The organism is Burkholderia sp. IDO3, assembly GCF_003366075.1.
GTDB lineage: Bacteria > Pseudomonadota > Gammaproteobacteria > Burkholderiales > Burkholderiaceae > Burkholderia > Burkholderia anthina.
On the sequence record NZ_CP028964.1, the window covers coordinates 735,627 to 761,748 of the forward strand.

The following is a 26,122-nucleotide window of genomic DNA, read 5'->3' on the forward strand; positions in this document are numbered from 1 at the left end:
ATGAATGATCATTTTCAGCTGTATATCGACGGCCGCTTCGAACCCGGCGCCGCGACGTTCGGCAGCATCGATCCCGCGACCGGCGCCGTGTGGGCGCAGATGCCGGAAGCCCGTACCGACGAGGTGAACCGCGCGGTGGCCGCCGCCGGCCGCGCGTTGACCGATCCGCGCTGGGCGGGCCTGTCCGCGTCGGCGCGCGGCAAGCTGCTGTACAAGCTCGCCGATCTCGTCGAGCAGGCCGCGCCGCGACTCGCTGAAATCGAAACGACCGACACCGGCAAGATCATCCGGGAGACGTCCAGCCAGATCGCGTACGTCGCCGAGTACTACCGGTACTACGCCGGCATCGCCGACAAGCTCGAAGGCAGCAGCATTCCCGTCGACAAGCCCGACATGCAGGTCTGGCTCGACCGGCAGCCCGTCGGCGTGGTCGCCGCGATCGTGCCCTGGAACAGCCAGCTGTTCCTGTCCGCGGTCAAGGTCGGGCCGGCCCTCGCCGCCGGCTGCACGCTGGTGCTCAAGGCGTCCGAGGAAGCGCCGGGGCCATTGCTCGAATTCGCGCGCCTCGTGCACGAAGCGGGATTCCCGCCGGGCGTCGTCAACGTCGTTACCGGCTTCGGCCCGGAATGCGGCGCGGTGCTGAGCGGCCACCCGGACGTCGACAAGATCGCGTTCACCGGCGGCCCGGAAACCGCCCGCCACATCGTGCGCAACACGGCCAGCAATCTCGCGAAGGTGTCGCTGGAGCTCGGCGGCAAGTCGCCGTTCATCGTGTTCGCCGATACCGATATCCAGAGCGCGGTGAATGCGCAGGTCGCCGCGATCTTCGCGGCGAGCGGCCAGAGCTGCGTGGCCGGCTCGCGCCTGCTGATCGAGGCGTCGGTCAAGGAGCGCTTCCTCGCGCTGCTGGTCGAGCGCGTGGCGCGCATTCGCGTGGGGCCGCCCAACGAGATGGCGACGGAGTACGGGCCGCTGTGTACCGAGCGGCAGCTTCGCCACATCGAGGCGGTGGTCGCGCGTTCGGTGCAGCAGGGCGCGAAAGTGCTCGTGGGCGGGAAGCAGCTGGCGCGCGACGGCTATTACTACGCGCCGACGATTCTCGACTGCACCGGCGTCGAGCACGCCGACAGCATCACGACGGAACTGTTCGGCCCGGTGCTGTCGGTCGATACGTTCGAGTCCGAGCAGGAAGCGATCGAGAAGGCCAACGGCACGGCGTATGGCCTCGCCGCCGGCATCTTCACGACCAATCTGACGCGTGCGCATCGCGTGTCGAAGCGCGTGCGCTCGGGCATCGTGTGGATCAACACCTATCGGGCGGTGTCGCCGCTCGTGCCGTTCGGCGGCTTCGGCTTGTCCGGGCACGGCCGCGAAGGCGGCCTGAGCGCCGCGCTCGACTATACGACGACGAAGTCCGTGTGGCTTCGCACGTCGGACGATCCGATCGGCGACCCGTTCGTGATGCGTTGAGCGGGCCGGCATGCGCCGGCAAGACCGACTCGAAGCCGTACAGACCCTGCCCGCGCGTGGCGCGGCGGGGCCGGCAATAAAGATGGAGACACCATGAAGCAAGCGGAAAACGATAGCGGCGTGCTCGCGATCGAGAGCAACTCGATCGAGTATGTCCCCCCGGAGGCGCGGCACGGCAAGCCGGCCGACCTGTTCACCCTGTGGTTCTGTACCAACGTCGCGCCGCTGGCCGTGATTTCCGGCGCCACGTCGGTGCTGGTGTTCCACCTCGATCTGGCGAGCGCGATGCTCGCGATCGCGGCCGGCCAGTTCTTCGGCGCGATCTTTCATGCGCTGACCTCCGCGCAGGGGCCGCTGGTCGGTGTGCCGCAGATGATTCAGAGCCGCGCGCAGTTCGGCCGCTACGGGTCGCTGCTGGTGGTGGGATTCACCACGCTGATCTACCTCGGCTTCTTTGTGTCGAACATCATTCTCGCGGGCAAGACGCTCCATACGGCCGTGCCCGCGGTGCCGGCGCACGTCGCGACGGTCATCGGCGCCGTGCTCGCAACGCTGGTCGGCGTGATCGGCTGCCACTTCATTCACCGCTTCAACAAGATCGGCGCATGGTTCATGGGTGGCGCGCTCGTGATCGGCATCGCGCTGATGGCACCGAGTCTCGACGCGCGCATCTTCGCGCAGGGCCGTTTCGATCTCGCGAACTGGTTCGCGATGTTCGGGCTCTGTGCGGTATGGCAGATCAGCTTCGCACCCTATACGTCCGACTATTCGCGCTATCTGCCGGCGTCCGCCGGATTCGGGAAGACTTTCGCGTACACGTACTTCGGCACGTCGCTGGGCACGATCTTCGCGTTCCTGTTCGGCGTGCTCGCCGTCAGCACCGGACATTCGACCGACGCGATGCAGGCGATCCGCGACCAGACCGGCGCGTTCGGCTACGTGCTGATCTTCCTGTTCCTCGTCAACATCATCGGCCACAACGGGATGAACCTGTATGGCGCGGTGCTGTCGTTCATCACCGCCGCGCAGACTTTCCGCCCGCACTGGGTGCCGGGCCGCAACGTGCGCGTCGGCGTGTCGGCGGCGCTGCTGGTCGCGTCGACCGTGACCGCATTGTGGGCGTCGAGCAACTTCATCTCGATCTTCCTCAACGCGATCTTCGCGCTGCGCATCGTGCTCGCGCCGTGGATCGCGATCAACCTGATCGACTTCTATCTGGTCAACCACCGCCACTACCGCGTCGCGGAAATCATCAGCAGCAATGGCGGCGTGTACGGGGCGTTCAACGTCAAGGCGCTGGCGATCTACGTGTTCGGCATCGCCGTCCAGGTGCCGTTCATGGACGAAAGCTTCTTCCACGGCCCGTGGGCGGCGATTCTCGGTGGCGCGGACGTGTCGTGGATGGTGGGCCTCGTCGTCACCGCGCTGGCCTGCTACCTGTTCGCATCGAAGAACGGCGTGCATTCGCGCAGCGGCTGCACCGCCGCTGCCGAAGCGTTGAAATAACCGGGGAATTCAATCATGAACGAAGATGATGCGCTGTTTCAGAAGGGGTTGCCGATTCGCCGCGAAGTGCTCGGCCCCGAGTATGTCGATGCGTCGATGGAAAAGGCCGACGCATTCATGATGTCGTTCCAGCGCGCGACCACCGCGTGGGCATGGGGATGGGCCTGGGGCGACGACACGCTCGATCGCAGGACGCGCAGCCTGCTGAACCTCGCGATGCTCACCGCCGGCGGGCATACCAACGAGCTCAAGCTGCACGTCAAGGGGGCGCTCAACAACGGCGTGAGCGTCGAGGAGATCAAGGCGGCGCTGCTGCACGCGACCGCTTACTCGGGCATTCCGCACGGGCTCAGCGCGTTCAAGGCCGCGCACGAAGTACTGGTGGCGGAAGGTGCGCTGAAGTAGGCGATGCGCGCCGACCTATCGGCCATGCGGGAGATAAAGGGTCACCAGCACCGAGGTGTTTTCCACCGCCTCGAGCCAATGCGGCTCGCCGGCCAGCAGGAACAGCATGTCCCCGCTGCGCATCAGCCGGGTGCCCGCGCCGGTGCCGAACTTGACGACACCTTCAAGGCACTGCACGGTAATTTCCCCCGGCGCGCTGTGTTCAGGGATGTGTTTTCCGGCCGGGAGTACGAGTCGAACGACCTCGAGATGATCCGAGCGCATGAGGGTGACGGATTTCGATCCCGGCAATGCATCACCGAGCGGCCGCACGTCGATCAGTTCACCTTGCGTTGCCCGTGGCATTGCCATCGCAACCTCCCTCTTCGGTTAACGGCATTCAGATCGTCCGGCGCGCAAGCATCGCCCGGATCTCGGAGATCGCCTTGGCCGGATTGAGGCCTTTGGGGCAAACGTCCGTGCAATTCAGTATCGTCCGACACCGGAACAGGCGGTATGGATCGTCAAGGTTGTCAAGCCGCTCGCCCGTCCCTTCGTCGCGGGAATCGGCCAGAAAGCGATAGGCCTGCAAAAGCCCGGCGGGACCGACATATTTGTCCGGATTCCACCAATAGGACGGGCACGCGCTGGAACAGCACGCGCATAAAATGCACTCGTAGAGGCCGTCGAGCAGATCCCGCTCCTCGGGCGACTGGCGCCGTTCGCGCTCGGGCGGGGGCGTGTCGTTGATCAGGTAGGGCTTGATCGAGTGATACTGCTTGAAGAACGCGGTCATGTCCACGATCAGGTCGCGAACGACGGGCAATCCGGGCAACGGACGCAAGACCGTATGACGCGGCAGGTCGTTGAGGTTGGTGACGCAGGCAAGTCCGTTCTTGCGGTTGATGTTCATCGCATCCGAGCCGCAGACGCCTTCGCGACACGACCGCCGAAAGCTCAGCGTCTCGTCCCGCGCCTTGAGCCGAACGAGCACATCCAGCAACATCCGGTCGTTCGGGGCGGTCTCGAGCTCGTACGTTTGCATGTACGGCTTCGCGTGACGGTCAGGATCGTAGCGGTAGATTTCGAATGTTCTCGTATCGCTCACGAGGGTCCTCCTTTGAGGGATCGCACATTCCGCGCACGCGTTTCTCCTGTTTCAGGCTACGCAGGCCAAACGACGGCCGGCGGCAATCCGGGGAAAGGGCCGAATCATATGGCAGCTGAAACCGCATCGAACCGGAGGCCATCGGCGCTCACACTATCGAAAGAAAACCGGAGAGTTTTGCTCCATGTCAAAACATTGTATTTATATCACAACATGATACAAATTGACGATTGCAACGGTACGACGCCGGATCGGACCGTGCTTGCAGCCGTGCGCGTGCGTTTCCTATGCTGACAGAGCGTGGAATGTCGATGCGCACTGTAACGGCGTCCTTGCAAGCGCGGCACCGGCCCGGTATGTGAAAAGCCGCCGGCACGACGTTTCGTCTCGCACGGCATGCATGGGGAATACACATGACATCTTCGGAAAAATTGCCGATCCCGACGCCTCTGCGAACCGACGTGCTCATCGTCGGCGCGGGGCCGGTGGGGCTATTCGCCGCGTTCGAGGCGGGCGTGATCGGACTCTCATGCCGGATCGTCGACGGGATCGAGCGCCCCGGCGGCCAGTGCATCGAACTGTATCCGGACAAGCCGATCTACGATATCCCCGCCATTCCATCATGCACCGCACGCGATCTCGTCGATCGACTCGTCGAACAATGCCGTCCATTCGATCCCCCGATGCATCTCGGCGAGCGCATCGAGACGCTCGAACCGCTCGAGGGCGGGCGCTGGCTTGCCCGCACCGACAAGGGGCAGGCGTTCGACGCCGCCGCGATCCTGATTGCCGCCGGCAACGGCGCATTCGTGCCGCAACGGCTGGCCCTGGACGACGCTGCGGCGCTCGAAGGCCGGTGCGTCCATTACAGCGTCGCCGACATACACGAATTTGCCGGCAAGAACGTCGTGGTCGCGGGCGGCGGTGACGCTGCGCTCGACTGGGCGTTGGCGCTGCGTTCGGCCGCGCGGCACGTCACGCTCGTCCATCGACGCAACGGCTTCAGCGCGATGGACTCGAGCGTCATCCGGTTACATCAGGCGGTCGCGGCGGGCGAGATCGATTTCGTGGTTGGCACGATCGCCGCGTTGAATGCGCCCGAGGGGCGGCTCGATTCGATCGAGGTTCGACAGATTGGCGGTTCCGTGCGTCTCGACGCGGATCAATTGCTCGTGTTGTTCGGCCTCGTCGCGACGCTCGGCCCGATCGCCAACTGGGGGATCGACGTGCAGGCTGGACGAATCGTCGTCGATACGTCGTACTACGAAAGCTCGCGGCCCGGCATATTCGCGGCCGGCGACATCGCCGGCTACGCGAACAAGCAGCGGCTGATCCTGTCCGGGTTCCATGAGGCGTCGCTTGCGCTGCGCAAGGCATACACGTATGCATTCCCCGACAAGAAACGCGTGCATGTACATTCGAGCTACGACGCCAAGCTGGCCGAGCGCGTGGCCGCCGCTCATCCTTAGCGGAGCCGTCCGGGATGGCGTCGCGCCCGACCGGGATCGACCGGCCCGAGTGTGACGCGAACGGCGACGCAGCTTGTCGATGCGAGCGTGTCATGCGCTTTCGCGAAGTCGCGTTGCGGGTTTCGACGATTGTCCCGAACCGGAATCGCCCCGGTGCTGGCACACCGTCCGCAGCCTTTCGCGGTGAGCATTGTTAAGGATTACGATCCGCACGCCCTTGGATATTTCCTTCGGGCGTTCGTTAATCCGGCTGGCTCGCCCGCCGCACCGGCAAGATCACGTCAATCTCCCGAAGTAATGCTGCGCCAGCGCCACCCAATACCGCACCCCGGCCGGAATGATCTCGTCGTTGAAATCGTACTTCGGGTGATGCAGCGCCGGCGCGGCTGCTCCGGCCGGCGCGTTGCCGATCAGCACGTACGCGCCGGGCCGTTCCTCCAGCATGAAGCCGAAGTCTTCGGACGTCATGTTCGGCGGCACGTCGCGATGCAGGCGTTCGTCGCCGAACGTGTCGCGAATCACCGCTTCGCAGCATGCCGTCTCGGCCGGCGTATTGACCGTCGCAGGGTAGTACTGAAAGAACTCGACGTCGACCTGCGCGCCATACGCATGCGCCAGCGCCTCGCACGTGCGCTGAACGTCGCGCTGCAGTTGCTGCTGCAACGCCGACGACAGCGTGCGGATCGTGCCGCGCAGCTCGGCGCTGTCCGGAATGACGTTGTCCGTGGTTCCCGCATGGAACATGCACACGGAAATGACGGCGGGATCCACCGGATCCTTGTGCCGCGCCGCGATGGTCTGGCATTGCAGCACCATCGAACAGGCGAGCGGGACGGAATCGATGCCCAGGTGCGGCTGCGCCGCATGCGCGCCCTTGCCGGTCACGGTGATCCTGAACCGGGAGCCGGCGGCCATGATCGGGCCGGTGCGCAACCCGAACTGCCCGGCGGGCAACCCGGGCCAGTTGTGCATGCCGAACACCGCTTCGGTCGGAAACTGCTCGAACAACCCGTCGTCGATCATCTTGCGCGCACCCGCGCCGCCCTCTTCTCCGGGCTGGAACACGAAGTGGACCGAGCCCGGCAACTGCGGCAAATCCTTCAGGATGCGCGCGGCCCCGAGTAACATGACGGTGTGGCCGTCGTGCCCGCACGCATGCATGATCCCGTGCGTGCACGACGCATGCGCGAAGTCGTTCGCTTCGTGGATCGGCAGCGCATCCAGATCCGCGCGCAGCACGATTCCGCGCGACGGATCGGCGCCGGGCAGGCTCGCGACGACGCCCGTGCCGCCCAGCCCGCGCGACACCGCATAGCCGAGCGCTTCGAGCTCGCGCGCGACGACGTTCGCCGTCCGGTGTTCCTCGAAGCGCAGCTCCGGATGCGCGTGCAGATCGCGGCGCAAGGTCGCCCAGTGCGCGCGATGCGCGTCCAGCGACGTCTCGGGGATGATGGGATTGTCCAATTCAGGCACCTTCGGAAAGCAGACGGGTTCCATTCTGCACGGCTGCCGCGTTCGCGTGCAGCGGTGGCATCAGTCGTAGAAGCCGAGAATCGACTTGATCTCCATGTACTCCTCCATGCCCTCGATCCCGTACTCGCGGCCGTTGCCCGATTGCTTGTAGCCGCCGAACGGAGCCTGCGGGTCCCACGCCGGGTAATTCAAATGCACCTGGCCCGACCGGATGCGCGCCGCCACCGCGCGCGCGCGTTCCTTGTCGGCGCCCTGCACGTGCGCGCCCAGCCCGTAGACCGTGTCGTTCGCGATCGCGACGGCTTCGTCGACGGTGTCGTAAGGGAGGATCGCGAGCACCGGACCGAAGATCTCCTGCTGCGCGATCGTCATGTCAGTGCGAACGTCGGAAAAAATCGTCGGCCGCGCATAAAAGCCGCGGTCGAAACCGGCGGGCCGTCCGGGCCCACCGGCGATGAGTGTCGCGCGTTCGTCGAGGCCCGCGTCGATCATCTGCGCGACCCGGCCGAACTGCGCGCGATTGGCGAGCGGCCCGTGCGTCGTCGCGTCGTCGAACGGATCGCCGACGACCATCTGCTCCATTGCCGCGACGGCCAGCGCCTCGACGCTGCGCAGCATGTCGCGCGGCACGATCATGCGGGTCGGCGCACTGCACGACTGGCCCATGTTCCGGAACGCGGCGGCCACGCCCGGCGCGATCGCGCGCGCCAGATCCGCATCGGGCAGCACGAGATTCGGCGATTTGCCGCCGAGCTCCTGCGCGACGCGCTTGACGGTCGGCGCGGCCGCCTGCGCGACGAGCACGCCCGCACGCGTCGACCCGGTGATCGACACCATGTCGACCTCCGGATGGCACGAAAGCGCGGCGCCCACCGCGTCACCGCTGCCGCTCACCAGGTTGAATACGCCGGCAGGCACGCCCGCGTCGGCGATCACTTCCGCGAACAGCAGCGCGCTGAGCGGCGACAGCTCGCTGGGCTTGAGCACCACGGTGCACCCAGCGGCAAGCGCCGGCCCGACTTTCGCGGTGATCTGGTAGATCGGCCAGTTCCACGGCGTGATCAGCGCGCACACGCCGATCGGCTCGCGGACGATCGCCGTCGTTCCGCGCCGGGACGCGAACGGGTAGCTGGCGAGATTGTCGCGCGCGACGCGGATATGTTCGGCCGCGAGCGGCACGTGGGCACTGCGCGCATAGCCGAGCGGCGCGCCCATTTCCATCGCGAGCGCGGTGGCGAACAGCTCGGCGCGCGCCAGGATCAGCGCATGCACGCGGTCGAGCAGCGCGGTGCGCTCGTGCGGCGGCGTCGCGGCCCAGCGTTCGAACGCGCGGCGCGCGGCCTGCACCGCGCGGTCGGCATCGCGTGCGTTGCCGAGCGGGATCTCGCATAACGTGTCTTCCGTGGACGGGCTGACGACCGCGAACCGCTCGCCGCCGCCGGGCACGACCCAGTCGCCATCGATGAAGAACCGGTCGAGCCTGCCGGCCTGCTTCAGGCGATGAAGCAGTGAACTGACGGATGAATGCATTGCAGGATGTCCTTGAGTCGATACCACGGGTGCGCTTCGAATCGAAGCGCATCGTTCGGGCGCCGCCACCGCGGTCGCGGCCGCACATCAAAAATCGGCGACCTTGCCCCACGCGGAGTCGGCGAAACGGCCAGGCCGATACGGCACCGGATCGACGAGCGGCGGCGCGCCGGTGACGAGATCGGCGATCAGGTGCCCGGCGCCCGGGCCGATTCCGAAGCCGTGCCCCGAAAAGCCCGCCGCGAGAATCAGCCCCGGCACGCCCGGCACTTCGCCGATGCCCGGCACGCCGTCCGGCGTGCTGTCGACGAATCCGGCCCATGCATGCGTGATCGTGGCTTCGCGAAGCTCGGGCAGCAGTTCGACCGCGCGGCGATACGTTTCGTTGACCGCCGACATGTCGGGCTTCGGATCGAGAATGCGAACCGCCTCCATCGGCGTCGGCGCATCGAGGCGCCAGCGCTTCAGCGTTTCGTGGCCGCCGCGCACCCCTTCGAGGCCGCCCGGCATCAGATTGCGCCAGCGCTTCGCGAACATCGGCACGAACTGCGGCGCGAAGCGCAGGAACTGCGGCGTCAGGTCGACGCGCGCGCGGCCGCTGATCGCCAGCGCATAGCGGCCGTCGCTGCGCCGGGTCACGGACACGCCGGAGGTATACAGCGCGTCCGGCAACAGCTGGGCGACGGGCGACACGCTCAGGATCGACTGGCGGACCGACGCCTGCGGGAAGCGGATGTCGAGCTGGCGGCAGAACGACGACGCCCACGCGCCGCCGGCCAGCACGACCGTTTTGGTCTTGATGACGCCGGCTTCCGTGACGACGCCGCTCACGCGCCCGCCCGCGAGTTCGATCCCGCGCGCCGCGCAGTGCTGGTGGACGCTGCCGCCCAGCTTCATCAATGCGGCGGCCACGGCCGGCGCGGCCTTGCCCGGGTCCGCCGTGCCGTCGGTCGGCGAAAACACGCCGCCTTTCCACGACCGGCCCGTGACGTGCCCGCGCTCGCCGGCCTGCTTGCTGTCGAGCATGTAGGTCGTCACGCCGGCCGTCTTCGCGAACTCGCCCCAACTGGCCCAGCGCGACAGCTCGTCCTCGTCATTGCTCAGATACAGCAGCCCGCAACGGTGAAAGCCCGTGTCTTCGCCGGATTCGACGGCGAATCGCTCCCACAGATCGATGCTCTTGCTTGCCATCGGCAACTCGCGCGCGTCGCGGTTCTGCTGCCGGCACCAGCCCCAGTTGCGGCTCGACTGCTCGGCGCCGATGCGGCCCTTCTCGACCAGCGCGACCGATACCCCGCGCCGGGCGAGGTAGTAAGCGGTGAAAACGCCGATGATGCCGCCGCCGATCACGACGACGTCGGCCGATGCCGGCGGCGTGGGCGAGGTTTCGATATGGCGCAGCGGAGGGGACATGGTCAGTCTCGTTCGGTTGATACGGTGACGTTTTGCACGACGTAGAACTTCGCCACGCGTTCGCTGCTTTCCCATCCGATCGATGCGCCGCGCGGCACGAACAGCGCGTCGCCGGCGCCGAGCGACAGCACGCTGCCGTCGGGTGCCGCGAAGCGCACGCCGCCGTCCAGCAGGAACATGAATTCGTTCACGCGATGCGGGCGGACGATCCGGTGATAAGGCGTCGAATCCCACGTGCCCGCGCTGTACCCGGCGCCGTCGTCGATGAACACGTTGTCGCTGCGGCATTGCGGCGCGGGGCCGAGCAGCACGTCCGCGGGCAGCGACGACGACGGCTTGAAGTCGGCATCGGCGCGCAGCGGAAAGAGGCCGTGCTTCGTCGGTTGCGCGCACACGGCCGCGCAGAACGTCAACAGCACGGGCGACCCGGCGTTCACGCGCAGCGCCGTGCCGCGGCCGATCACGACGCCCTCGCCGGGCCGCAGCACCCACGGGGCGGCGCCGGCTGCCTCGAGCGTCAACTCGCCTTCGACGACGACCAGGGTTTCGATGTGCGGATAATCCGGGATGTCGAGCGCGCCGGCGAAACGGATGCGCCCCGCGGCCATCGCGTCGGGCCCTTCCCACGCGATCTCCCGATGTTGTGCAAAAGGATCGTTCCCGCCGAACGCCTGTGTGCGGAACGCGGTGGAAGACGGTGAGCCGTCTGCATGGTGCAACACGAATACTGCGGTCATTTCTGCTCCTGTGCAGTGCGCGGCGGCAAGATTGAAAGCCGTCGCGCGATATCGGAAATCCCTCGGGCGTGCACGCCGTTCACGCTTGGCGCCTACGCGGCGTGACACGACGCTTCGCGGTGTTCGGTGCGCGTGCGCGTCGACGGCGTGCGCGCCGGCGTGCCACCCGGTCGCGCGATCACGTAATCGCGCGGCGTGATCCCGAGCACGCGCCGGAAATGCCGGCACAGATGGCTCTGGTCGAAGAACCCGACGTCGGTGGCAACGACCGACGGCGCGAGCCCGGCGCGCAACAGGTCCTGCGCGCGCCGCACGCGCACGAGGCACAGATACCGGTGCGGCGACAACCCGGTTTCGCTGCGAAAGCGCGCGGTGAAACGCGACACGCTCAGCCCGGCCACTGCCGCGAGCGTGTCGAGGTTCAGCGGCTGCGCGAACGACGCGTCGATCGTGCGCAGCACCTCGCCGATCGCCGGCGAGACGGGGCGCGCGACACGCGCCGTGCGTGGCATCGCGTCTTCGGCCGAATCGTGAAACAGGTCGAGCATGCCCGCAGTCCTCATGCCGCCGCCTGCAGGATCATGGCCCGCGCGGCAACGCCGGCGAACGGGCAAACGAAACGCGCTTTCATGTTGAATCCTCCCCGGCGCTCGCTTCAGTGCAGGAAATCCTGCACCCGGTAGTACGCGCCGACGAACGGCAGGAACCACGCGTGCCCGAAATGGCCGGGTATCGCCGGCCAGTCGAGCTCGCGCCACGGATTCGAGGCCACCGCGCCATACAGCACGTCGGCCATCACGCGGCCCATGTGCACCGACATCTGCACGCCGTGGCCGCTGTAGCCCATCGAGTAATAAAGCCCGTCGTGCTGGCCCGCGCGCGGCAGCCGGTCGGCGGTGATGTCCACCAGCCCGCCCCAGCAGTAATCGAGCCGCACGTTGGCCAGTTCGGGGAAATAGCCGGCCATGCCGGCGCGCAGGACGTCGCCGCTTTTCGCGTCGGAGCGCGGGCTCGACATCGCGAAGCGCGCGCGTCCGCCGAACAGCAGCCGGTTGTCGGGCGTCACGCGGAAGTAGTTGCCGATCTGGCGCGACGTCACGTACGCGCGACGATGCGGGAACAGCCTGTTCAACTGCGCGTCGGGCAGCGGCTCGGTGACGACGATGAAGCTGCCGACCGGCGCGATGCGCCGCCGGAACCACGCGAACGGGCCGTGCTGCGACGCGCCGGTCGCGACCAGCACGCGGTCGGCGACGATCGTGCCGCGCGTGCAGGTGATCGCGTGGCGCTCGCCTTCCAGCCGGTCCAGCCGCGTGACGGCCGCCTGCTCGTAGACGCGCGCGCCGGCGCGCACGGCCGCCTGCGCCAGCCCGACGCCGAACTTGCCCATGTGCATCTGCGCGCCGTTGCGCTGCAGGAGGCCGCCGTAGAAACCGTCGGACGCGATTTCATCGCGGATCCGCGACGGCTCGATCAGTTCGATGTCCGGATCGACGTCGCGCCGCAACGCGTCGAACGTCTTCGCGAGCCCCGCGAAATGCTGCGGCTTCGCGGCGAGCTTCAACTTGCCCGTACGCCGGAAATCGCAGTCGATCGCGTGCTCGGCGACGATCGTCTCGACGCTCTTCACCGCGCTTTCGTACGCGCGATAGAACTGCTTCGCCTGTTCGGGGCCGATCCGCGCGGCAAGCGATGCGTAGTCCTGCGCGACGCCCGTATTGCACTGGCCGCCGTTGCGTCCGGACGCTTCGCCCGCGATCTGCGCGGCTTCGAGCACGACCACCGATACGCCGCGCTGCGCGAGCGCGAGCGCCGCCGACAGGCCGGTGAAGCCGCCGCCGATCACGACCACGTCGGCGCGCCCTTCGACGGGGCCTTCGCAGCCGGCGCGAAACGCGGGGCGGGTATCCAGCCAGTACGATTCGAATTTCATCGGATTCTTCTCTTGCCTTCCGGCGACGACGATCGGCGACCGTTCAATGAGATTCATTTAATCACCGTCAAAAACCGCAGTTGCCGCGTATTCGCGCACGGCACGCGCACAAATCGCCGTTTTGCACGCGCGCCGCAGCAGACTCTGCGGCGCGCCGGCCGCCGCGACACGCGCGAGACCGGCCGGCGCGGCGCGCGCTACAGCCGCACCGGCGCGACGCCGGCCTGCACCGGCTCCGCCTGGAAGCGCACGAGGTCTTCCTCGCTGCGATGGCACAGCACCTGCGCGCCGTTTTCGAGCGTACGCAACGCAGGGGCCGTCCGGTTGCATACGCCGTCCACCCGCATCGCGCAGCGCGAGAGGAACGGGCACAGCTCGGCGTCGTCCGCGCTCCCGCCGATCGGCACCAGCGGCCGGTGGCAGCGCTCGGCGGCAACGTCGAGCCAGCCCGCATGCAGTTCGGGCGCGGACGACACGAGCAGGTGCGAATACGGGTGGTACGGCGGCGCGCACAGCGCGTCGCGGCTGCCGGTTTCGACGCGGCGGCCCGCATACAGCACGACGATGTCGTCGCTGATCGCGCGCACCTTCGCGATGTCGTGCGTGATGAATATGTACGACACGCCGAGCTTCGCCTGCAGGTCGCGCAACAGATCCATGATCGCGGCGCCAACCACGGTATCGAGCGCCGACGTGACTTCGTCGCACAGGATCAGGTCGGGTTCGGCCGCGAGCGCGCGCGCGAGGTTCACGCGCTGCTTCTGCCCGCCGGACAGCTCGCCGGTACGCCGCCCGGCCACCGCCTGCGGCAGCCGCACGAGCTCGAGCAGCGCCGCGACGCGCTGCCGCGCCCGCGCGCCCTTGATCCCGTGATAGAACGCCAGCGGCCGGGCCAGCGTGCGCTCGACGGTATGCACCGGATTGAGCGCGGTATCGGCGTTCTGGAACACGATCTGCACACGGCGGTGCTGCTCCTTGGTGCGCTTGACGATATCGCGCGCGAGCGGCTCGCCGTCGAGCAGGATCTCGCCGCCCGTCGCCGGCACGAGGCCCGCGATCACCTTCGCGAGCGTCGTCTTGCCGGAGCCCGATTCGCCGATCACGCCGACCGTCTGCCCGCGCCCGATGCGCAGGTCCACTTCGTGCAGGATCACTTTCGCGGGCCAGCCCTTCGCGGTGCGGCCGCCGTACCCGGCGATCGCGCCGCGCACGTCGAGCAGCGGCGCCGGCGCGGCAGGCGCCGGCTTCGCGTCGCGCTCGGCGTCGCCCGGCGTCACCGCCGCGATCAGGCTCTGCGTGTACGGATGCGCCGGCGCATGCAGGATCTGTTCGGTATCGCCCGCCTCGCGGATCACACCGTCGCTCAGCACGACGATCCGGTCGGCCATCTGCGCGACCACCGCCAGGTCGTGCGACACGTACACCGCGCTCATCCCGTAACGCCGGATCACGCTCTTGAACGCCTGCAGCACGTCGATCTGCGTGGTCACGTCGAGCGCGGTGGTCGGCTCGTCGAGAATCACGAGCTCCGGATCGGTGATCAGCGCCATCGCGGCCATCAGGCGCTGCAACTGCCCGCCCGACACCTGGTGCGGATAGCGCTTGCCGATCGTCTCCGGCTCCGGCAGCGCGAGCGCGCGGAACAGCTCGACCGCCTTCGCCTGCGCGTCGCGCTTCGTCAGCGTCTTGTGGATCAGCGCGCTCTCGATCACCTGGTCGAGAATCGTCCGCGACGGATTGAACGAGGCCGCGGCGCTCTGCGCGATGTACGCGACCTTGCGGCCGCGCAGCGCGGTCAACGCGGACGCGGACAGCGTGCAGACGTCCGTGCCGCCGAGCTTCACCGAGCCGCCGGCGATCCGGCAGCCGGCGCGCGCATGGCCCATCAGCGACAGCGCGATCGTCGTCTTGCCGGAGCCGGACTCGCCGATCAGCGCGAGCACTTCGCCGCGCCGGATGTCGAAGTCGACGCCGTGGACGATCGTCGTTTCCTCGCCGCCCGGCCGGCCGCCGACCACGCGCAGCCCGCGCACCTCGACGAGCGGGTTCGATTCGTGTTGCATCAGTGTCCTCCGGCGGCGCCGGCCGCGCCCTTGCGGCGGCCGCGATGCGGCAGGCCGTCGATCATCAGGTTGACGCCCACCGTCAGGATCGCGATGGCGACCGCGGGCATGATCGCGACGGCCGAGCCGTCGCCGAGGCTCGCGATGTTCTCGCGCACGAGCGAGCCGAGATCCGCGTAAGGCGGCTGCACGCCCAGCCCGAGAAAGCTGAGGCCGCTCAGCAGCAGCACGACGAACGTGAACCGCAGGCCGGTATCCGCGAGCATCGGATGGATCATGTTCGGCAGCATCTCGACGCAGGCGATGTACAGCGCGCCTTCGCCGCGCGCCTTCGCCACCTGCACGAATTCGAGCGTGCTGATGTTGACCGCCAGCGCGCGCGCGATCCGGTACGAGCCCGGCATGTAGCTGACCGCGGCGGTCAGGACCAGCAGCGGCAGCGACGAGCCGAACGCGGCGACGAACATCAGCGCGAACATCTTCGACGGAATCGACGTGAGCGCATCGAGCAGCCGGCTCATCGTCTCGTCGACCGCGCGGCCCGACACCGTGGCGAGCAGCCCGAGCGTCGTGCCGGTCACCGCGGCGAGCAGCACCGCCGCGAGCGCGAGCAGCACGGTCAGCCGCGTGCCGTACAGAATGCGGCTCAGCATGTCGCGGCCGAGGAAGTCGGAGCCGAACGGCAGCTTGCCGCCGAACGGCGCGAACACGTCCTGCGTGACGATCGCGCCGACGTCGTGCGGCGCGAGCAGCGGCGCGAACACGGCGATGAACAGCATCAGGCCGACCATCGCCAGGCCGACGCGGCCGCCGGTCGTCAGTTTCATGCGTGCGGCGCGGCGCTTGCGCGGCTGGTCGGGGGAAGGCGTGGCGGGCGGCGTCGCGCCACCCCACGGCGAGCGCGGCTCGCCGGACGGCGGCAGCGCGCTGCTGCGATGAACGGGTTCGGTCGGGTGCATGGGCGGCATCTCGGAAGGTGGACGGACCATTCAGGTCCGTAGTCTCGGGTTCGACACGATCGAGCAGAGGTCGGCGAACAGCACGAGCATCAGATAGGCGACGCAGAAGATCAGCGTGCACGCCTGGACCAGCGGGAAGTCGCGGTTGCCGACGGCATCGACCATCAGGCTGGCGAGGCCCGGATAGTTGAAGATCGTCTCGACGACGATCACGCCGCCGAGCAGGTACGACAGACTCAACGCGACCGCATTGACGATCGGCCCGATCGCGTTCGGCAGCGCATGACGCAGCACGACGCGCGCGGGGCTCGCGCCCTTGAGCACGGCCATCTCGACGTACGACGCGCTCAGTTGCTCGATCACCGCGGCCCGCGTCATCCGCGCCATCTGCGCGATCACGACCGCGCACAGCGTCAGCACCGGCATCGCGTACGCGCGCAGAAAGTCGTGGAAGCTCTCGATCGGGCCGCTGTACGACAGCGCGGACAGCCAGTGCAGCTTCACGGCGAGCACGAGCACGGCGACCGTCGCGATCAGGAATTCCGGCGTCGCGACGAGCGACAGCGTGCCGAGGCTGATCACGCGATCGACCACCGACTCGCGCTTGACGGCCGCGAGTATGCCGAGCAGCAGCGCGATCGGCACCGATACGGCGGTCGTGATCGCGGCGAGCGCCAGCGACTTCGGCAGCCGGCCGCCGATCATCTCGGACACCGGCATGTCGCCGGACAGCGACCGGCCGAAATCGCCGTGCAGCAAGCCGGCGAGCCAGTGTACGTAGCGCACGTGCGCCGGCATGTCGAGACCGAACTGCTGGCGCAGCGCGGCGACCGTTTCCGGTGTCGCGGACTGGCCGAGCGCGGCCTGCGCGGCATCGCCCGGCAGCAGGTTCGTGATCGTGAAGACGATCGCGGACACGATCAGCAGCGTCAGCGCGGTGACCGCGATGCGCCGGCCGATCAGCCCGATGAGGATTCGGTTCATGAAACGGCACTCCCGGAAAAGTCGCGCGCGGCCGGAGCGGTTGTCCGTACCGGCCGCGCGGCAGCGATACGTCGCTGCGTCAAGCGTTCCACCACACGTACTCGGCGAACATGAAACCCATCATCCCGCCGGTCGGGATCGAGCCGAGGCCCGCGAGCCGCTTGTCGTACGCGTCGAGGAAGCTGATGAACGCCGGAATGCCGATCCTGCCCTGCTGCGACACGATCACCTGCATGTCGCCGTACATCTGCTTGCGCTTCGCATCGTCGGTCTCGGAGCGCGCGGCGAGCAGCAACTGGTCGAACTTCGCGTTCTTCCAGCCCGACTCGTTCCACGGCGCGTCCGACTTGAAGAACTGCGTGAACAGCACGTCGGCGCTCGAGCGCGGGTTGATGTTGCCGAAGCCGAGCGGATGCTTCATCCAGTGATTCGACCAGTAGCCGTCGGCCGACACGCGGTTCACCTGCAGGTTCAGCCCGATCTTCTGGCCGGCCTGCTGCATCAGCACGGCCATCTCGACCGAGCCGTTCGCGTCGGACGTCGCGTAGATCGGCGGCAGCGAAACGCCCAGCGCGCCGGCCTTCTGGAACAGGAATTTCGCCTTGTCCGGATCGTGCGGCCGCTGCGGCAGCGACGCGTTGAAGTAGCGATGGCCCGGCGGAATCGGCTGGTCGTTGCCGATCACCGCATAGCCCCGGAACACTGCCGTGCGGATCTGTTCGCGATCGAACAGGTACTTCATCCCTTCGACGAAATCGGGGTTCGCGGTGATCGGGTTTTCGCTGCGCATGATCAGGTCGGTATAGAGCCCCGACTTGGTTTCCCTGAGCGCATAGCCGGACGTCGACGCGACACGCTGCGTCGAACGCGGATCGACTGCGTTCACGAGGTGCACGTCGCCCGACAGCAGCGCGTTCAGACGCGCGGCGCTATCGGTGATGCCGATCAGCTCGATCTGGTCCAGGTACGGCATGCCCGGCTTGAAGTAGCTGTCGTTGCGCACGCCGACGGTCGACACGCCCGGCTTGAACGACTTCAGCTTGTACGGGCCGCAACCGATGCCGGTAGCGAAGTCGGTCGTGCCGTCCTTGGTGATCACGAGCTGCGGCGTCGCGAGAATCACCGGCAGGTCCGCGTTCGCGCTGGCGAGCACGAGCGTGACTTCGTCGGGGCCGCTCGCCTTCGCATCGGCGAACTGGTCGGCGAGCGTCTTGACCTTCGACGCGGTGGCCGGGTTCTTGTGGCGCATCAGCGAATACACCACGTCGGCCGGGCCGACCGACTTCCCGTCGTGGAACGTGACGCCCTTGCGCAGCTTGATGATCCAGGTCTTCGCGTCGGTCGTGTGCAGCGACTCGGCGAGGTTCATCTGCGGCGTGAGGCTTTGATCCAGCTGCGTGAGGCCGCTGTAGAACATGAAAAAGCGGATGTAGTCGGCGCCCGTCGAGCCCTTGGCCGGGTCGAGCGTATCGGCCGTCGAACTCGATTCGTTCGCGACCCGGATCTTGCCACCGCGCTTGGGGGCCGGCGCGGCGAAGGCCGACTGCGCGTCCATCAGCAGTCCGCCGCCACCGACGGCCATCATGCCGCTCGCCGCCATGACCCGCATCATGTCGCGGCGCGTGAAACCGCCCGTGCCGCCGTTGTCGATATCGTCGTTCATCCGAACTGCTCCTGACTGTGGAAAGTGGGTCCTGGGGTCCAGCGTGGTTCGATAAATCCGCCGCTTTCGCCTGCTGGTAGCGAATGCAACGTCATGCGTATGGCGTTCATTTAAGCATCGCCAAAATGCGGGTTGTCGCGATTCGGGGCGGCTGCACGATACGATTCGACCGTTTTGAGCCGCCTGCGCAGCATGATTTGCTGCGTGCCCCGGCGCAGCGCCGTTTGCCCGGCGAAGGGGCGCGGGCGCGCGGTCGAAACGTTCGTCGGAAGATTGCCTGTTCCATCGAAGCCGGCCGATGCGACAGCCCACGCACGGCCGGCGCCGAACCTGCGCGCGTGCTGCACGCGTACAAACCCGCGCGCATGCGCGACGCGTTCGCGACCGGCAGGTTCGAATGCCTGGCGCGCACTGGCGGGCGCAACATGAAGGAGCGGGACGTGACGTGCTTTGCGCGTGACGCCGGCGCGTTCGCACCGGAGGCCGGAGAGACGATCGAATTCGGCGCGGACGATCTGCGGACGATCCGGGACGATTCGCGATCGGTCCACGATCGATCCACGGAAGCGCGCCGCAAGTGCCGAAGAACCGCGACCGCCGCGCGGCACGACGCGCAAGGTGCGCGTGACGTTCCAGCGCCCGCGCCCGGCCGCGTGCGCGGGTTTTCCCGGGCAGCGCGGCAAGCCGGCAGCGGAGTCGCAACAAACCGCGCGACGCGGCGTCGCGCGGCCGACGGGTCGCTTACAGCCCGAGCCGCGTCGCGAGATGGCCGATGTCGGACACTTCGTAATAGTTGTAGAACGGCGTGCCCGGCTCGTGGCCGCGGTTCACGAACGCCTTGTGCTTGATCCCGAGATCCTCGGCCGTCATCAGGTCGTAGCGCAGGCTCGACGACACGTGCAACACGTCCTCCGGCTTGCAGCCGAGCTTGCCGAACATGTATTCGAAACCCTGCATGCGCGGCTTGTACGACTGCGCCTGCTGCGCGGTAAACACCGCATGGAACGGCGCGCCGAGCTTGTCGACGTTGCTCATGATCTGCTCGTCCATGGCGTTCGACAGGATCACCAGCTTGTATTTCTTCGCGAGTCGCGACAGCCCGGCCGGCACGTCCGGATGCGGGCCCCACGTCGGCACCGCGTGATAGAAGCGCTCGGCCTCGGCTTCGTCGAACGTCACGCCGACGCGCGCGCAGGTGCGGCGGATCGCGTTGACGACGACGTCGCGGTACGGCTTCCATGCGCCGAGCACTTCGTCGAGCCGATAGGCGGCGAACGCGCGCACGAAGTCCTCCATCGCGACCGGCGACAGCCGCTCCGCATAGATCTCGCGCGCCAGGTCCGCCATCTGGAAGCGGGTCAGCGTGCCGTAGCAGTCGAAAGTGATGAACTTCGGTTCAAACTGAATCATGATGCGTCCTGTCGGTGTGAAGCCCCGGCAGGGCCGGGGACGGGCTGGGTTGTACGAAATTGAATCAAGGCAAAAAACCCGGTGCGCGTCGTTCGGCGCCGCCCAAAACGCAGAATCGCCGCGTGTTGGGCGCGCTGCACGGCACGATCTGCGGTGCGATCCGGCGTAGTGCGGCCGCGCCGGCCGGCGGGCTTCGGGAAGCGGGTGCCGCGGCCGGCCGGTGCGGCTCGCCGGCAAGCGGCGGCGATACCGGCGCTTTCATCGTAGTCCCGCTCCCACAGCAGGCGCTGCCGGATCGACGGGCCGCGCCGGCACGATGCGCGCGTTCGTGCGCGCGAATCGAGCCGGTTTGCGTCGATCTCGCGCGCGCGGCCGTCGCCGCCGGAAAACAGGCGAATCGTCCTATCCGAGCCGCGGCGGCGCTGGCAGAGTGAATGCGTCATTCCTACCCATCCGGAGTCCGGCGTGTCCGATCTCAACCCTTCCCGCACGCTTATCTATCGTCCGTTCGCCGAAGCCGACCTGCCCGCCGCGCATCGCCTGTCGGAAGCCGTCAAGTGGCCGCACCGGCTCGACGACTGGCGCTTCGCGCTCCAGCTCGGCAGCGGCTTCGTCGCCGAAGACGAAGCCGGCATCGTCGGCACCGCGCTCGGCTGGCGCTTCGGCGACGCGCACGCATCGCTCGGCATGGTGATCGTGTCGCCCGAGCGCCAGGGCCGCGGCATCGGCCGCGAACTGCTCGCGCGCGTCGTCGACAGTCTCGGCGCGCGCACCATCTTCCTGCACGCGACGCCGTCCGGCGAACCGCTCTACGTGAAATTCGGCTTCGAAGCGATCGGCACGATCGACCAGCACCAGGGCGCCGCGTTCCAGCCGCCGCTGATCTCGCTGCCGCCGGGCGAGCGCCTGCGCCCGCTCGGCACGAACGACGGCCCGCGCCTCGCGGCGCTCGCATCGCGCGCGGCAGGCTATCCGCGCGACGCGGTGATCGATGCGCTGCTCGGCGTCGCGAACGGCATCGCGCTCGACCGCGACGGCGAACTGCTCGGCTTCGCGCTGTTCCGCCGCTTCGGCCGCGGCCACGTGATCGGCCCGGTGGTCGCGCCGGACGCGCTGCGCGCGCAGGCGCTGATCAGTCACTGGCTCGCGCTGCACGAAGGGATGTTCGTGCGGCTCGACGTGCCGGGCGACAGCGGGTTGTCGGACTGGCTGCAGGGGCTCGGGCTGCCGCGCGTCGATACCGTCGTCGCGATGGTGCGCGGCGCGGCGCCCGCGCGCGACCCGGCGCTGCGCACGTTCGCGATCGTGAATCAGGCCCTCGGTTGAGCGAGGCGCCCGATGAGCTTCCTCTACAAGGCCGATCCGGTGCGCGGCGCGCAATGGGCGCGGCGTTTCGCGCAGCTCGCCCCCGACCTTCCGTTCCGGATCTGGCCGGACATCGGTGACGCGCAAGCCGTCCGGTATCTCGCCGCGTGGCAGCCGCCCGACGATCCGGTCGCGCTGCTGCCGAATCTCGAAGTCGTGTTCTCGGTGGGTGCCGGCATCGACCAGTTCGACCTGTCGTGCGTGCCGGCCCGCATTCCGGTCGTGCGGATGATCGAGCCGGGCATCGTCGAAGGGATGGTCGAGTACGTGACGCAGGCGGTGCTGACGATCCACCGCGACCTGTTCGACTACGCGGCGCAGCAGCGCGAACAGGTGTGGCGCGAGAAGCCCGTGCGCGCGGCCGCGTCGCGGCGCGTCGGCGTGCTCGGGCTCGGCACCCTCGGCCAGGCCGTGCTCGACACGCTGCGGCGCTTCGGTTTCCCGTGCGCGGGCTGGAGCCGCACGCCACGCACGCTCGACGGCATCGACTGCTACGCGGGCGACGCGGCGCTGGATGCGTTCCTCGCCCGCAGCGACATCCTGATCTGCCTGCTGCCGCTCACGGCCGATACGCGCGGGCTGCTCGGCGCGCGCGTGTTCGATGCGCTGCCGGCCGGCGCGTCGCTCGTGCAGGTCGGGCGCGGCCCGCAACTCGACGAGGCCGCGCTGCTCGCGGCGCTCGCGAGCGGCCGGCTCGACAGCGCGATCCTCGACGTGACGGACCCCGAACCTTTGCCGGCGGGCCACCCGTTCTGGGCGCATCCGCGCATCCGGATCACGCCGCACATCGCCAGCGCGACGCGGCCCGACACGGCCGTCGACGCCGTCCTCGCGAATCTCGCGCGCCATCGCGCGGGCCAGCCGATGATCGGCGTCGTCGATCGCGTGCGCGGTTACTGACGCGCCGACGCGCGCACACGGCCCCGCGGGGCGCGCAGCAGAAAATGCCGAAGCGCCCCGCACAAACACCGCGTTCGTACGTTTCAGACTGCAAATTGAAGGCGCGTGCGGCATGCTCGCCCGGTAGCATGAACTCACCGCTGACCCCCGACGAGAATCCTGCCCGCCATGAACCAAGCCGCACTGATCGAAGCCGATCGTCAACACCTGATCCATCCCGTCGTCAACTATCGCGCGCATGAAGCGCGCGGCGTCACCGTGCTCGAATCCGCCGACGGCGTGTTCCTGCGCGACGGCGACGGCAACACGCTGCTCGATGCGTTCTCGGGCCTGTGGTGCGTGAACGTCGGCTACGGCCGCGACAGCATCGTGAAAGCCGCCGCCGAGCAGATGGCGAAGCTGCCGTACGCGACCGGCTATTTCCATTTCGGCTCGCAGCCGGCGATCGAGCTGGCCGAACGGCTCGCCGCGCTCGCCCCGCCGTCGCTGAACCGCGTGTACTTCACGCTCGGCGGCTCGGACGCGGTCGATTCCGCCGTGCGCTTCATCACGCACTATTTCAATGCGACCGGCCGCCCGTCGAAGAAGCAGATGATCGCGCTCGAACGCGGCTATCACGGCTCGTCGTCGATCGGTGCGGGCCTCACCGCGCTGCCCGCGTTCCACCGTCATTTCGACCTGCCGCGCGCCGACCAGCATCACATTCCGTCGCCCTACCCGTACCGCCATCCGCTCGGCGACGATCCGCAGGCGCTGATCGCCGCGTCGGTCGCGGCGCTCGAAGCGAAGGTCGCGGAACTCGGCGCGGACAACGTCGCGGCCTTCTTCTGCGAACCGGTGCAAGGCTCCGGCGGCGTGATCGTGCCCCCGGCCGGCTGGCTGAAGGCGATGCGCGACGCATGCCGGCGCCTCGGCATCCTGTTCGTCGCCGACGAGGTCATCACCGGCTTCGGCCGCACGGGCCCGCTGTTCGCGTGCGAGACCGAACAGGTCGACCCGGATCTGATGACCGTCGCGAAGGGGCTGACCGCCGGCTATGCGCCGATGGGCGCGGTGCTGATGTCCGACGAAATCTACGAAGGCATCGCCGGCAGCCGCGCCGATTCGGCCGTGGTCGGGCACGGCTACACGTATTCCGCGCATCCGGTCAGCGCCGCGATCGGCCTCGAAGTGCTGAAGCTGTATCACGAAGGCGGGCTGCTCGCGAACGGCCAGGCGATGGCGCCGCGCTTCGCCGCGGGCCTCGACGCGCTGCGCGCGCATCCGCTCGTCGGCGACGCACGGTCGGCCGGCCTGCTCGGCGCGCTCGAACTCGTGGCCGACAAGGCCCGCAAGACGCGCTTCGACGCCGCGCTGAACGTGCCCGACAAGATCGCCGCGGCGGCCTACGCGAACGGCGTGGTGTTTCGTGCGTTCGGCGACGGCACGCTCGGTTTCGCGCCGGCGTTGAGCTTCACGGCGGGCGAGTTCGACCTGATGTTCGAGCGCGTGCGCAAGACGCTCGACGACGTGCTGGCCGACCCGGGCGTGCAGCGCACGCTCGACGCCGCGCACGCGCAGCCGGCCTGAGCCCTGCAAGGGAAAGCCGGGCTTGTGGCCGCCATCGTTCGACTCTAAAGTAACCGGACATTCCATTTTTTTCCCTCTCACGTAAACATGACGGACAGCAAGCTGGATCGCATCGACCTGCGCATCCTTTCCCAGTTGCAGAAGCGCGGCCGCATGACCAACGTCGAACTGGCCGATGCGGTCGGGCTGTCGCCCAGTCCGTGCCTGATCCGCGTGAAGCGGCTGGAAAAAGCCGGCTACATCGGCGGTTACGGCGCGCACATCCAGCTCGAAAAGCTGGGCGACGTGCAGGTCGTGTTCACCGAGGTCACGCTGGCCGACCACCGGCGCGAGGACTTCGACCGCTTCGTCGCGGCGATCCGCAACGTCGACGAGATCGTCGAGTGCCATCTTGCGAGCGGCGGCTACGACTACCTGCTCAAGTTCATCACGCGCAGCGTGAGCCACTACCAGACGATCGTCGAAGGGCTGCTCGAACAGAACATCGGCATCGAGAAGTATTTCAGCTACGTGATCATCAAGTCGCCGTTCGTCAAACGGCACTACCCGCTCGAATCGCTGTTCGGCGAACGCCACTGACGAACGGCGCGTGGGGTTGCCGCGCGCCCGCCGAACCACCTCATACAAGGATCAGTCATGCCGCTTACGCCATCCCGAACCGAACTCGTTCGTACCGCCAACCTGATCGACGGCGCGTGGCGCGATGCGCTCGACGGCCGTCGCTTCGCGGTCACCGATCCGGCGACGCTCGATGCCGTCGCCGACGTGCCCGACAGCGGCTCCGCCGACGCCCGCGCCGCCACCGACGCAGCCGCACGCGCGCTGCCCGCCTGGCGCGCGACGCCCGCGCGCGAACGCGCGGCGATCCTGCGCGCGTGGCATGCGGCGATCGTCGCGCATACCGACGATCTCGCGAAACTGATGTCGCGCGAACAGGGCAAGCCGCTCGCCGAAGCACGCGGCGAAGTCGCATACGGCGCGTCGTATGTGCTGTGGTTCGCCGAGGAAGCAACCCGCACGTACGGCGACCTGATTCCGCAGCAGCAGCGCGGCAAACGGCTGAGCGCGGTCAAGGAGCCGATCGGCGTCGTCGCCGCGATCACGCCGTGGAATTTCCCGCTCGCGATGATCGCGCGCAAGATCGCGCCCGCGCTCGCGGCCGGCTGCACGGTCGTCGCGAAGCCGGCGGAGGATACGCCGCTGACCGCGCTCGCGCTGGCCTTCCTCGCCCACGAAGCCGGCGTGCCGCCCGGCGTGCTGAACATGATCGCCGCATCGCGCGAGCGCGGCGTCGAGGCGGTGGCCGACTGGCTCGCCGACGGCCGCGTGCGCAAGATCACGTTCACCGGATCGACGCCGGTCGGCAAGCTGCTCGCGCGCGAATCGGCCGCGACGCTGAAGAAGCTGTCGCTGGAGCTCGGCGGCAATGCGCCGTTCATCGTGTTCGACGATGCGGAGCTCGACGCCGCAGTCGACGGGCTGATGGCCGCGAAGTTCCGCAACGGCGGCCAGACCTGCGTGTCGCCGAATCGCGTGTACGTGCAGGCCGGCGTGTACGACGCATTCGCCGCGAAGCTCGCCGCACGCGTCGCCGCGCTGAAGGTCGCACCGGCAACCGACCCGGCCGCGCAGATCGGCCCGATGATCAACGCGCGCGCGGTCGACAAGATCGCGCGCCACGTCGGCGACGCGATCGAGCGCGGCGCGCGCGTGCTGACGGGCGGCCGGCGCCTGCCCGAACTCGGCCCGAACTACTACGCGCCGACGGTGCTCGCCGACGCCACCGCCGACATGCAGCTCACCTGCGAGGAAACCTTCGGCCCGGTCGCCGCGCTGTTTCCGTTCGATACCGAGGACGACGCCATCGACGCCGCCAACGACACGCCGTTCGGACTCGCCGCGTATTTCTACACGCAGGACGTGCGGCGGATCGCGCGCGTGTCCGCACGGCTCGAAACGGGCATCGTCGGCATCAACGAGGGCGCGCTCGCGAGCGAGGCGGCCCCGTTCGGCGGCGTGAAGGAATCGGGCTACGGCCGCGAAGGCTCGCGCTACGGGCTCGACGACTACCTGTCGATCAAGTACCTGTGCCAGGGCGGGCTCGACTGACCCGGCGCCGCCGTCCGCGCGGCTGCCGGCAACGCGCCGCGCCCGCCCACCGCATTCACCGCCCGCGATCGGACCTG

Annotated in this window: 24 protein-coding genes; 9 read left to right on the plus strand and 15 right to left on the minus strand. The window is 68.1% G+C overall.

The genetic code is table 11. The features are described 5' to 3' along the window. The 3 genes from DCN14_RS35025 to DCN14_RS35035 all read left to right on the plus strand — a co-directional run bounded on the left by DCN14_RS35025 (position 1) and on the right by DCN14_RS35035 (position 3,381). Positions 1–1,470 carry an aldehyde dehydrogenase gene (locus tag DCN14_RS35025; RefSeq protein WP_096504594.1) on the plus strand — a complete coding sequence of 490 codons (1,470 nt, stop codon included), beginning with the start codon at positions 1–3 and terminating at the stop codon, positions 1,468–1,470. Positions 1,471–1,563: 93 nt separating this feature from the next. Beyond that, the gene (locus DCN14_RS35030) at positions 1,564–2,976 is read left to right on the plus strand and encodes a cytosine permease (protein WP_096504596.1); all 1,413 of its coding nucleotides are present in this window, start codon (positions 1,564–1,566) and stop codon (positions 2,974–2,976) included. A gap of 15 nt (positions 2,977–2,991) precedes the next feature. Beyond that, a complete protein-coding gene (locus DCN14_RS35035; protein ID WP_096504598.1) occupies positions 2,992–3,381 on the plus strand; it encodes a carboxymuconolactone decarboxylase family protein in 390 nt (129 codons plus the stop codon). Positions 3,382–3,396: 15 nt separating this feature from the next. Here DCN14_RS35035 and DCN14_RS35040 read toward each other — a convergent pair whose 3' ends face one another. Both DCN14_RS35040 and DCN14_RS35045 read right to left on the minus strand, forming a co-directional pair. Further along, positions 3,397–3,732: a cupin domain-containing protein gene (locus DCN14_RS35040; RefSeq protein ID WP_096504600.1), complete on the minus strand. Its 336-nt coding sequence runs from the start codon at positions 3,730–3,732 to the stop codon at positions 3,397–3,399. Between the two features lie 28 nt (positions 3,733–3,760). Continuing rightward, complete coding sequence (locus DCN14_RS35045) at positions 3,761–4,468, minus strand: succinate dehydrogenase iron-sulfur subunit (protein WP_096504602.1); 708 nt, start codon at positions 4,466–4,468, stop codon at positions 3,761–3,763. 413 nt (positions 4,469–4,881) lie between these two features. Between DCN14_RS35045 and DCN14_RS35050 the strand changes: the two genes are divergently transcribed. After that, positions 4,882–5,937, plus strand: a complete 1,056-nt coding sequence (locus tag DCN14_RS35050; RefSeq protein ID WP_096504604.1) for an NAD(P)/FAD-dependent oxidoreductase — start codon at positions 4,882–4,884, stop codon at positions 5,935–5,937. A 276-nt stretch (positions 5,938–6,213) separates the two neighbouring features. On the opposite strand, the gene DCN14_RS35055 is transcribed toward DCN14_RS35050, so the two are convergent. The 13 genes from DCN14_RS35055 to DCN14_RS38220 all read right to left on the minus strand — a co-directional run bounded on the left by DCN14_RS35055 (position 6,214) and on the right by DCN14_RS38220 (position 20,545). Then, complete coding sequence (locus DCN14_RS35055; RefSeq protein WP_096504606.1) at positions 6,214–7,401, minus strand: M20 aminoacylase family protein; 1,188 nt, start codon at positions 7,399–7,401, stop codon at positions 6,214–6,216. A 69-nt stretch (positions 7,402–7,470) separates the two neighbouring features. Next, positions 7,471–8,940 carry an aldehyde dehydrogenase family protein gene (locus tag DCN14_RS35060; RefSeq protein WP_096504608.1) on the minus strand — a complete coding sequence of 490 codons (1,470 nt, stop codon included), beginning with the start codon at positions 8,938–8,940 and terminating at the stop codon, positions 7,471–7,473. Between the two features lie 87 nt (positions 8,941–9,027). Next, positions 9,028–10,353: an FAD-binding oxidoreductase gene (locus DCN14_RS35065; protein WP_096504610.1), complete on the minus strand. Its 1,326-nt coding sequence runs from the start codon at positions 10,351–10,353 to the stop codon at positions 9,028–9,030. A 2-nt stretch (positions 10,354–10,355) separates the two neighbouring features. Beyond that, positions 10,356–11,090, minus strand: a complete 735-nt coding sequence (locus tag DCN14_RS35070) for a cupin domain-containing protein (RefSeq protein ID WP_096504612.1) — start codon at positions 11,088–11,090, stop codon at positions 10,356–10,358. A gap of 92 nt (positions 11,091–11,182) precedes the next feature. Continuing rightward, positions 11,183–11,602 (minus strand): AraC family transcriptional regulator, encoded by a 420-nt coding sequence (locus tag DCN14_RS35075; protein ID WP_096504826.1) that lies wholly within the window; start codon positions 11,600–11,602, stop codon positions 11,183–11,185. Positions 11,603–11,745: 143 nt separating this feature from the next. Next, positions 11,746–13,080 carry an FAD-binding oxidoreductase gene (locus DCN14_RS35080; RefSeq protein ID WP_172441899.1) on the minus strand — a complete coding sequence of 445 codons (1,335 nt, stop codon included), beginning with the start codon at positions 13,078–13,080 and terminating at the stop codon, positions 11,746–11,748. 140 nt (positions 13,081–13,220) lie between these two features. Then, positions 13,221–15,086, minus strand: coding sequence for an ABC transporter ATP-binding protein (locus DCN14_RS35085; RefSeq protein WP_096504614.1), 1,866 nt, complete (start codon positions 15,084–15,086; stop codon positions 13,221–13,223). After that, positions 15,086–16,045 carry an ABC transporter permease gene (locus DCN14_RS35090; RefSeq protein WP_096504616.1) on the minus strand — a complete coding sequence of 320 codons (960 nt, stop codon included), beginning with the start codon at positions 16,043–16,045 and terminating at the stop codon, positions 15,086–15,088. The genes DCN14_RS35085 and DCN14_RS35090 overlap by 1 nt, the downstream gene beginning before the upstream one ends. A 30-nt stretch (positions 16,046–16,075) precedes the next feature. Next, complete coding sequence (locus DCN14_RS35095; protein ID WP_096504618.1) at positions 16,076–17,029, minus strand: ABC transporter permease; 954 nt, start codon at positions 17,027–17,029, stop codon at positions 16,076–16,078. A 79-nt stretch (positions 17,030–17,108) separates the two neighbouring features. Then, the gene (locus DCN14_RS35100; protein WP_096504620.1) at positions 17,109–18,692 is read right to left on the minus strand and encodes an ABC transporter substrate-binding protein; all 1,584 of its coding nucleotides are present in this window, start codon (positions 18,690–18,692) and stop codon (positions 17,109–17,111) included. Between the two features lie 110 nt (positions 18,693–18,802). Beyond that, on the minus strand, positions 18,803–19,309 hold the full coding sequence (locus DCN14_RS35105; RefSeq protein ID WP_096504622.1) for a hypothetical protein: 507 nt from the start codon (positions 19,307–19,309) through the stop codon (positions 18,803–18,805). Between the two features lie 124 nt (positions 19,310–19,433). Continuing rightward, a complete protein-coding gene (locus DCN14_RS35110) occupies positions 19,434–20,102 on the minus strand; it encodes a haloacid dehalogenase type II (protein ID WP_096504624.1) in 669 nt (222 codons plus the stop codon). After that, positions 20,099–20,545, minus strand: coding sequence for a hypothetical protein (locus DCN14_RS38220; RefSeq protein WP_162826283.1), 447 nt, complete (start codon positions 20,543–20,545; stop codon positions 20,099–20,101). The genes DCN14_RS35110 and DCN14_RS38220 overlap by 4 nt, the downstream gene beginning before the upstream one ends. A 22-nt stretch (positions 20,546–20,567) precedes the next feature. Between DCN14_RS38220 and DCN14_RS35120 the strand changes: the two genes are divergently transcribed. The 5 genes from DCN14_RS35120 (at position 20,568) to DCN14_RS35145 (ending at position 26,045) form a co-directional block, all read left to right on the plus strand. Further along, a complete protein-coding gene (locus DCN14_RS35120; protein ID WP_096504628.1) occupies positions 20,568–21,428 on the plus strand; it encodes a GNAT family N-acetyltransferase in 861 nt (286 codons plus the stop codon). A gap of 12 nt (positions 21,429–21,440) precedes the next feature. Further along, the gene (locus tag DCN14_RS35125; protein ID WP_096504630.1) at positions 21,441–22,367 is read left to right on the plus strand and encodes a glyoxylate/hydroxypyruvate reductase A; all 927 of its coding nucleotides are present in this window, start codon (positions 21,441–21,443) and stop codon (positions 22,365–22,367) included. Between the two features lie 168 nt (positions 22,368–22,535). Further along, a complete protein-coding gene (locus tag DCN14_RS35135; RefSeq protein ID WP_096504634.1) occupies positions 22,536–23,936 on the plus strand; it encodes an aspartate aminotransferase family protein in 1,401 nt (466 codons plus the stop codon). 87 nt (positions 23,937–24,023) lie between these two features. Beyond that, a complete protein-coding gene (locus DCN14_RS35140; protein ID WP_006749694.1) occupies positions 24,024–24,515 on the plus strand; it encodes a winged helix-turn-helix transcriptional regulator in 492 nt (163 codons plus the stop codon). 57 nt (positions 24,516–24,572) lie between these two features. After that, a complete protein-coding gene (locus DCN14_RS35145) occupies positions 24,573–26,045 on the plus strand; it encodes an NAD-dependent succinate-semialdehyde dehydrogenase (protein ID WP_096504636.1) in 1,473 nt (490 codons plus the stop codon). The last annotated feature ends 77 nt before the right edge of the window (positions 26,046–26,122 follow it).

Excerpts from the sequence above, each read along its gene's own strand:
- DCN14_RS35025 (WP_096504594.1), top strand. The coding sequence starts at position 1 with ATGAATGATCATTTTCAGCTGTATATCGACGGCCGCTTCGAACCCGGC.
- DCN14_RS35030 (WP_096504596.1), top strand. The coding sequence starts at position 1,564 with ATGAAGCAAGCGGAAAACGATAGCGGCGTGCTCGCGATCGAGAGCAAC.
- DCN14_RS35035 (WP_096504598.1), top strand. The coding sequence starts at position 2,992 with ATGAACGAAGATGATGCGCTGTTTCAGAAGGGGTTGCCGATTCGCCGC.
- DCN14_RS35040 (WP_096504600.1), bottom strand. The coding sequence starts at position 3,732 with ATGGCAATGCCACGGGCAACGCAAGGTGAACTGATCGACGTGCGGCCG.
- DCN14_RS35050 (WP_096504604.1), top strand. The coding sequence starts at position 4,882 with ATGACATCTTCGGAAAAATTGCCGATCCCGACGCCTCTGCGAACCGAC.
- DCN14_RS35060 (WP_096504608.1), bottom strand. The coding sequence starts at position 8,940 with ATGCATTCATCCGTCAGTTCACTGCTTCATCGCCTGAAGCAGGCCGGC.
- DCN14_RS35065 (WP_096504610.1), bottom strand. The coding sequence starts at position 10,353 with ATGTCCCCTCCGCTGCGCCATATCGAAACCTCGCCCACGCCGCCGGCA.
- DCN14_RS35070 (WP_096504612.1), bottom strand. The coding sequence starts at position 11,090 with ATGACCGCAGTATTCGTGTTGCACCATGCAGACGGCTCACCGTCTTCC.
- DCN14_RS35075 (WP_096504826.1), bottom strand. The coding sequence starts at position 11,602 with ATGCCACGCACGGCGCGTGTCGCGCGCCCCGTCTCGCCGGCGATCGGC.
- DCN14_RS35080 (WP_172441899.1), bottom strand. The coding sequence starts at position 13,080 with ATGAATCTCATTGAACGGTCGCCGATCGTCGTCGCCGGAAGGCAAGAG.
- DCN14_RS35085 (WP_096504614.1), bottom strand. The coding sequence starts at position 15,086 with ATGCAACACGAATCGAACCCGCTCGTCGAGGTGCGCGGGCTGCGCGTG.
- DCN14_RS35090 (WP_096504616.1), bottom strand. The coding sequence starts at position 16,045 with ATGCACCCGACCGAACCCGTTCATCGCAGCAGCGCGCTGCCGCCGTCC.
- DCN14_RS35095 (WP_096504618.1), bottom strand. The coding sequence starts at position 17,029 with ATGAACCGAATCCTCATCGGGCTGATCGGCCGGCGCATCGCGGTCACC.
- DCN14_RS35100 (WP_096504620.1), bottom strand. The coding sequence starts at position 18,692 with ATGAACGACGATATCGACAACGGCGGCACGGGCGGTTTCACGCGCCGC.
- DCN14_RS35110 (WP_096504624.1), bottom strand. The coding sequence starts at position 20,102 with ATGATTCAGTTTGAACCGAAGTTCATCACTTTCGACTGCTACGGCACG.
- DCN14_RS38220 (WP_162826283.1), bottom strand. The coding sequence starts at position 20,545 with ATGACGCATTCACTCTGCCAGCGCCGCCGCGGCTCGGATAGGACGATT.
- DCN14_RS35125 (WP_096504630.1), top strand. The coding sequence starts at position 21,441 with ATGAGCTTCCTCTACAAGGCCGATCCGGTGCGCGGCGCGCAATGGGCG.
- DCN14_RS35135 (WP_096504634.1), top strand. The coding sequence starts at position 22,536 with ATGAACCAAGCCGCACTGATCGAAGCCGATCGTCAACACCTGATCCAT.
- DCN14_RS35140 (WP_006749694.1), top strand. The coding sequence starts at position 24,024 with ATGACGGACAGCAAGCTGGATCGCATCGACCTGCGCATCCTTTCCCAG.
- DCN14_RS35145 (WP_096504636.1), top strand. The coding sequence starts at position 24,573 with ATGCCGCTTACGCCATCCCGAACCGAACTCGTTCGTACCGCCAACCTG.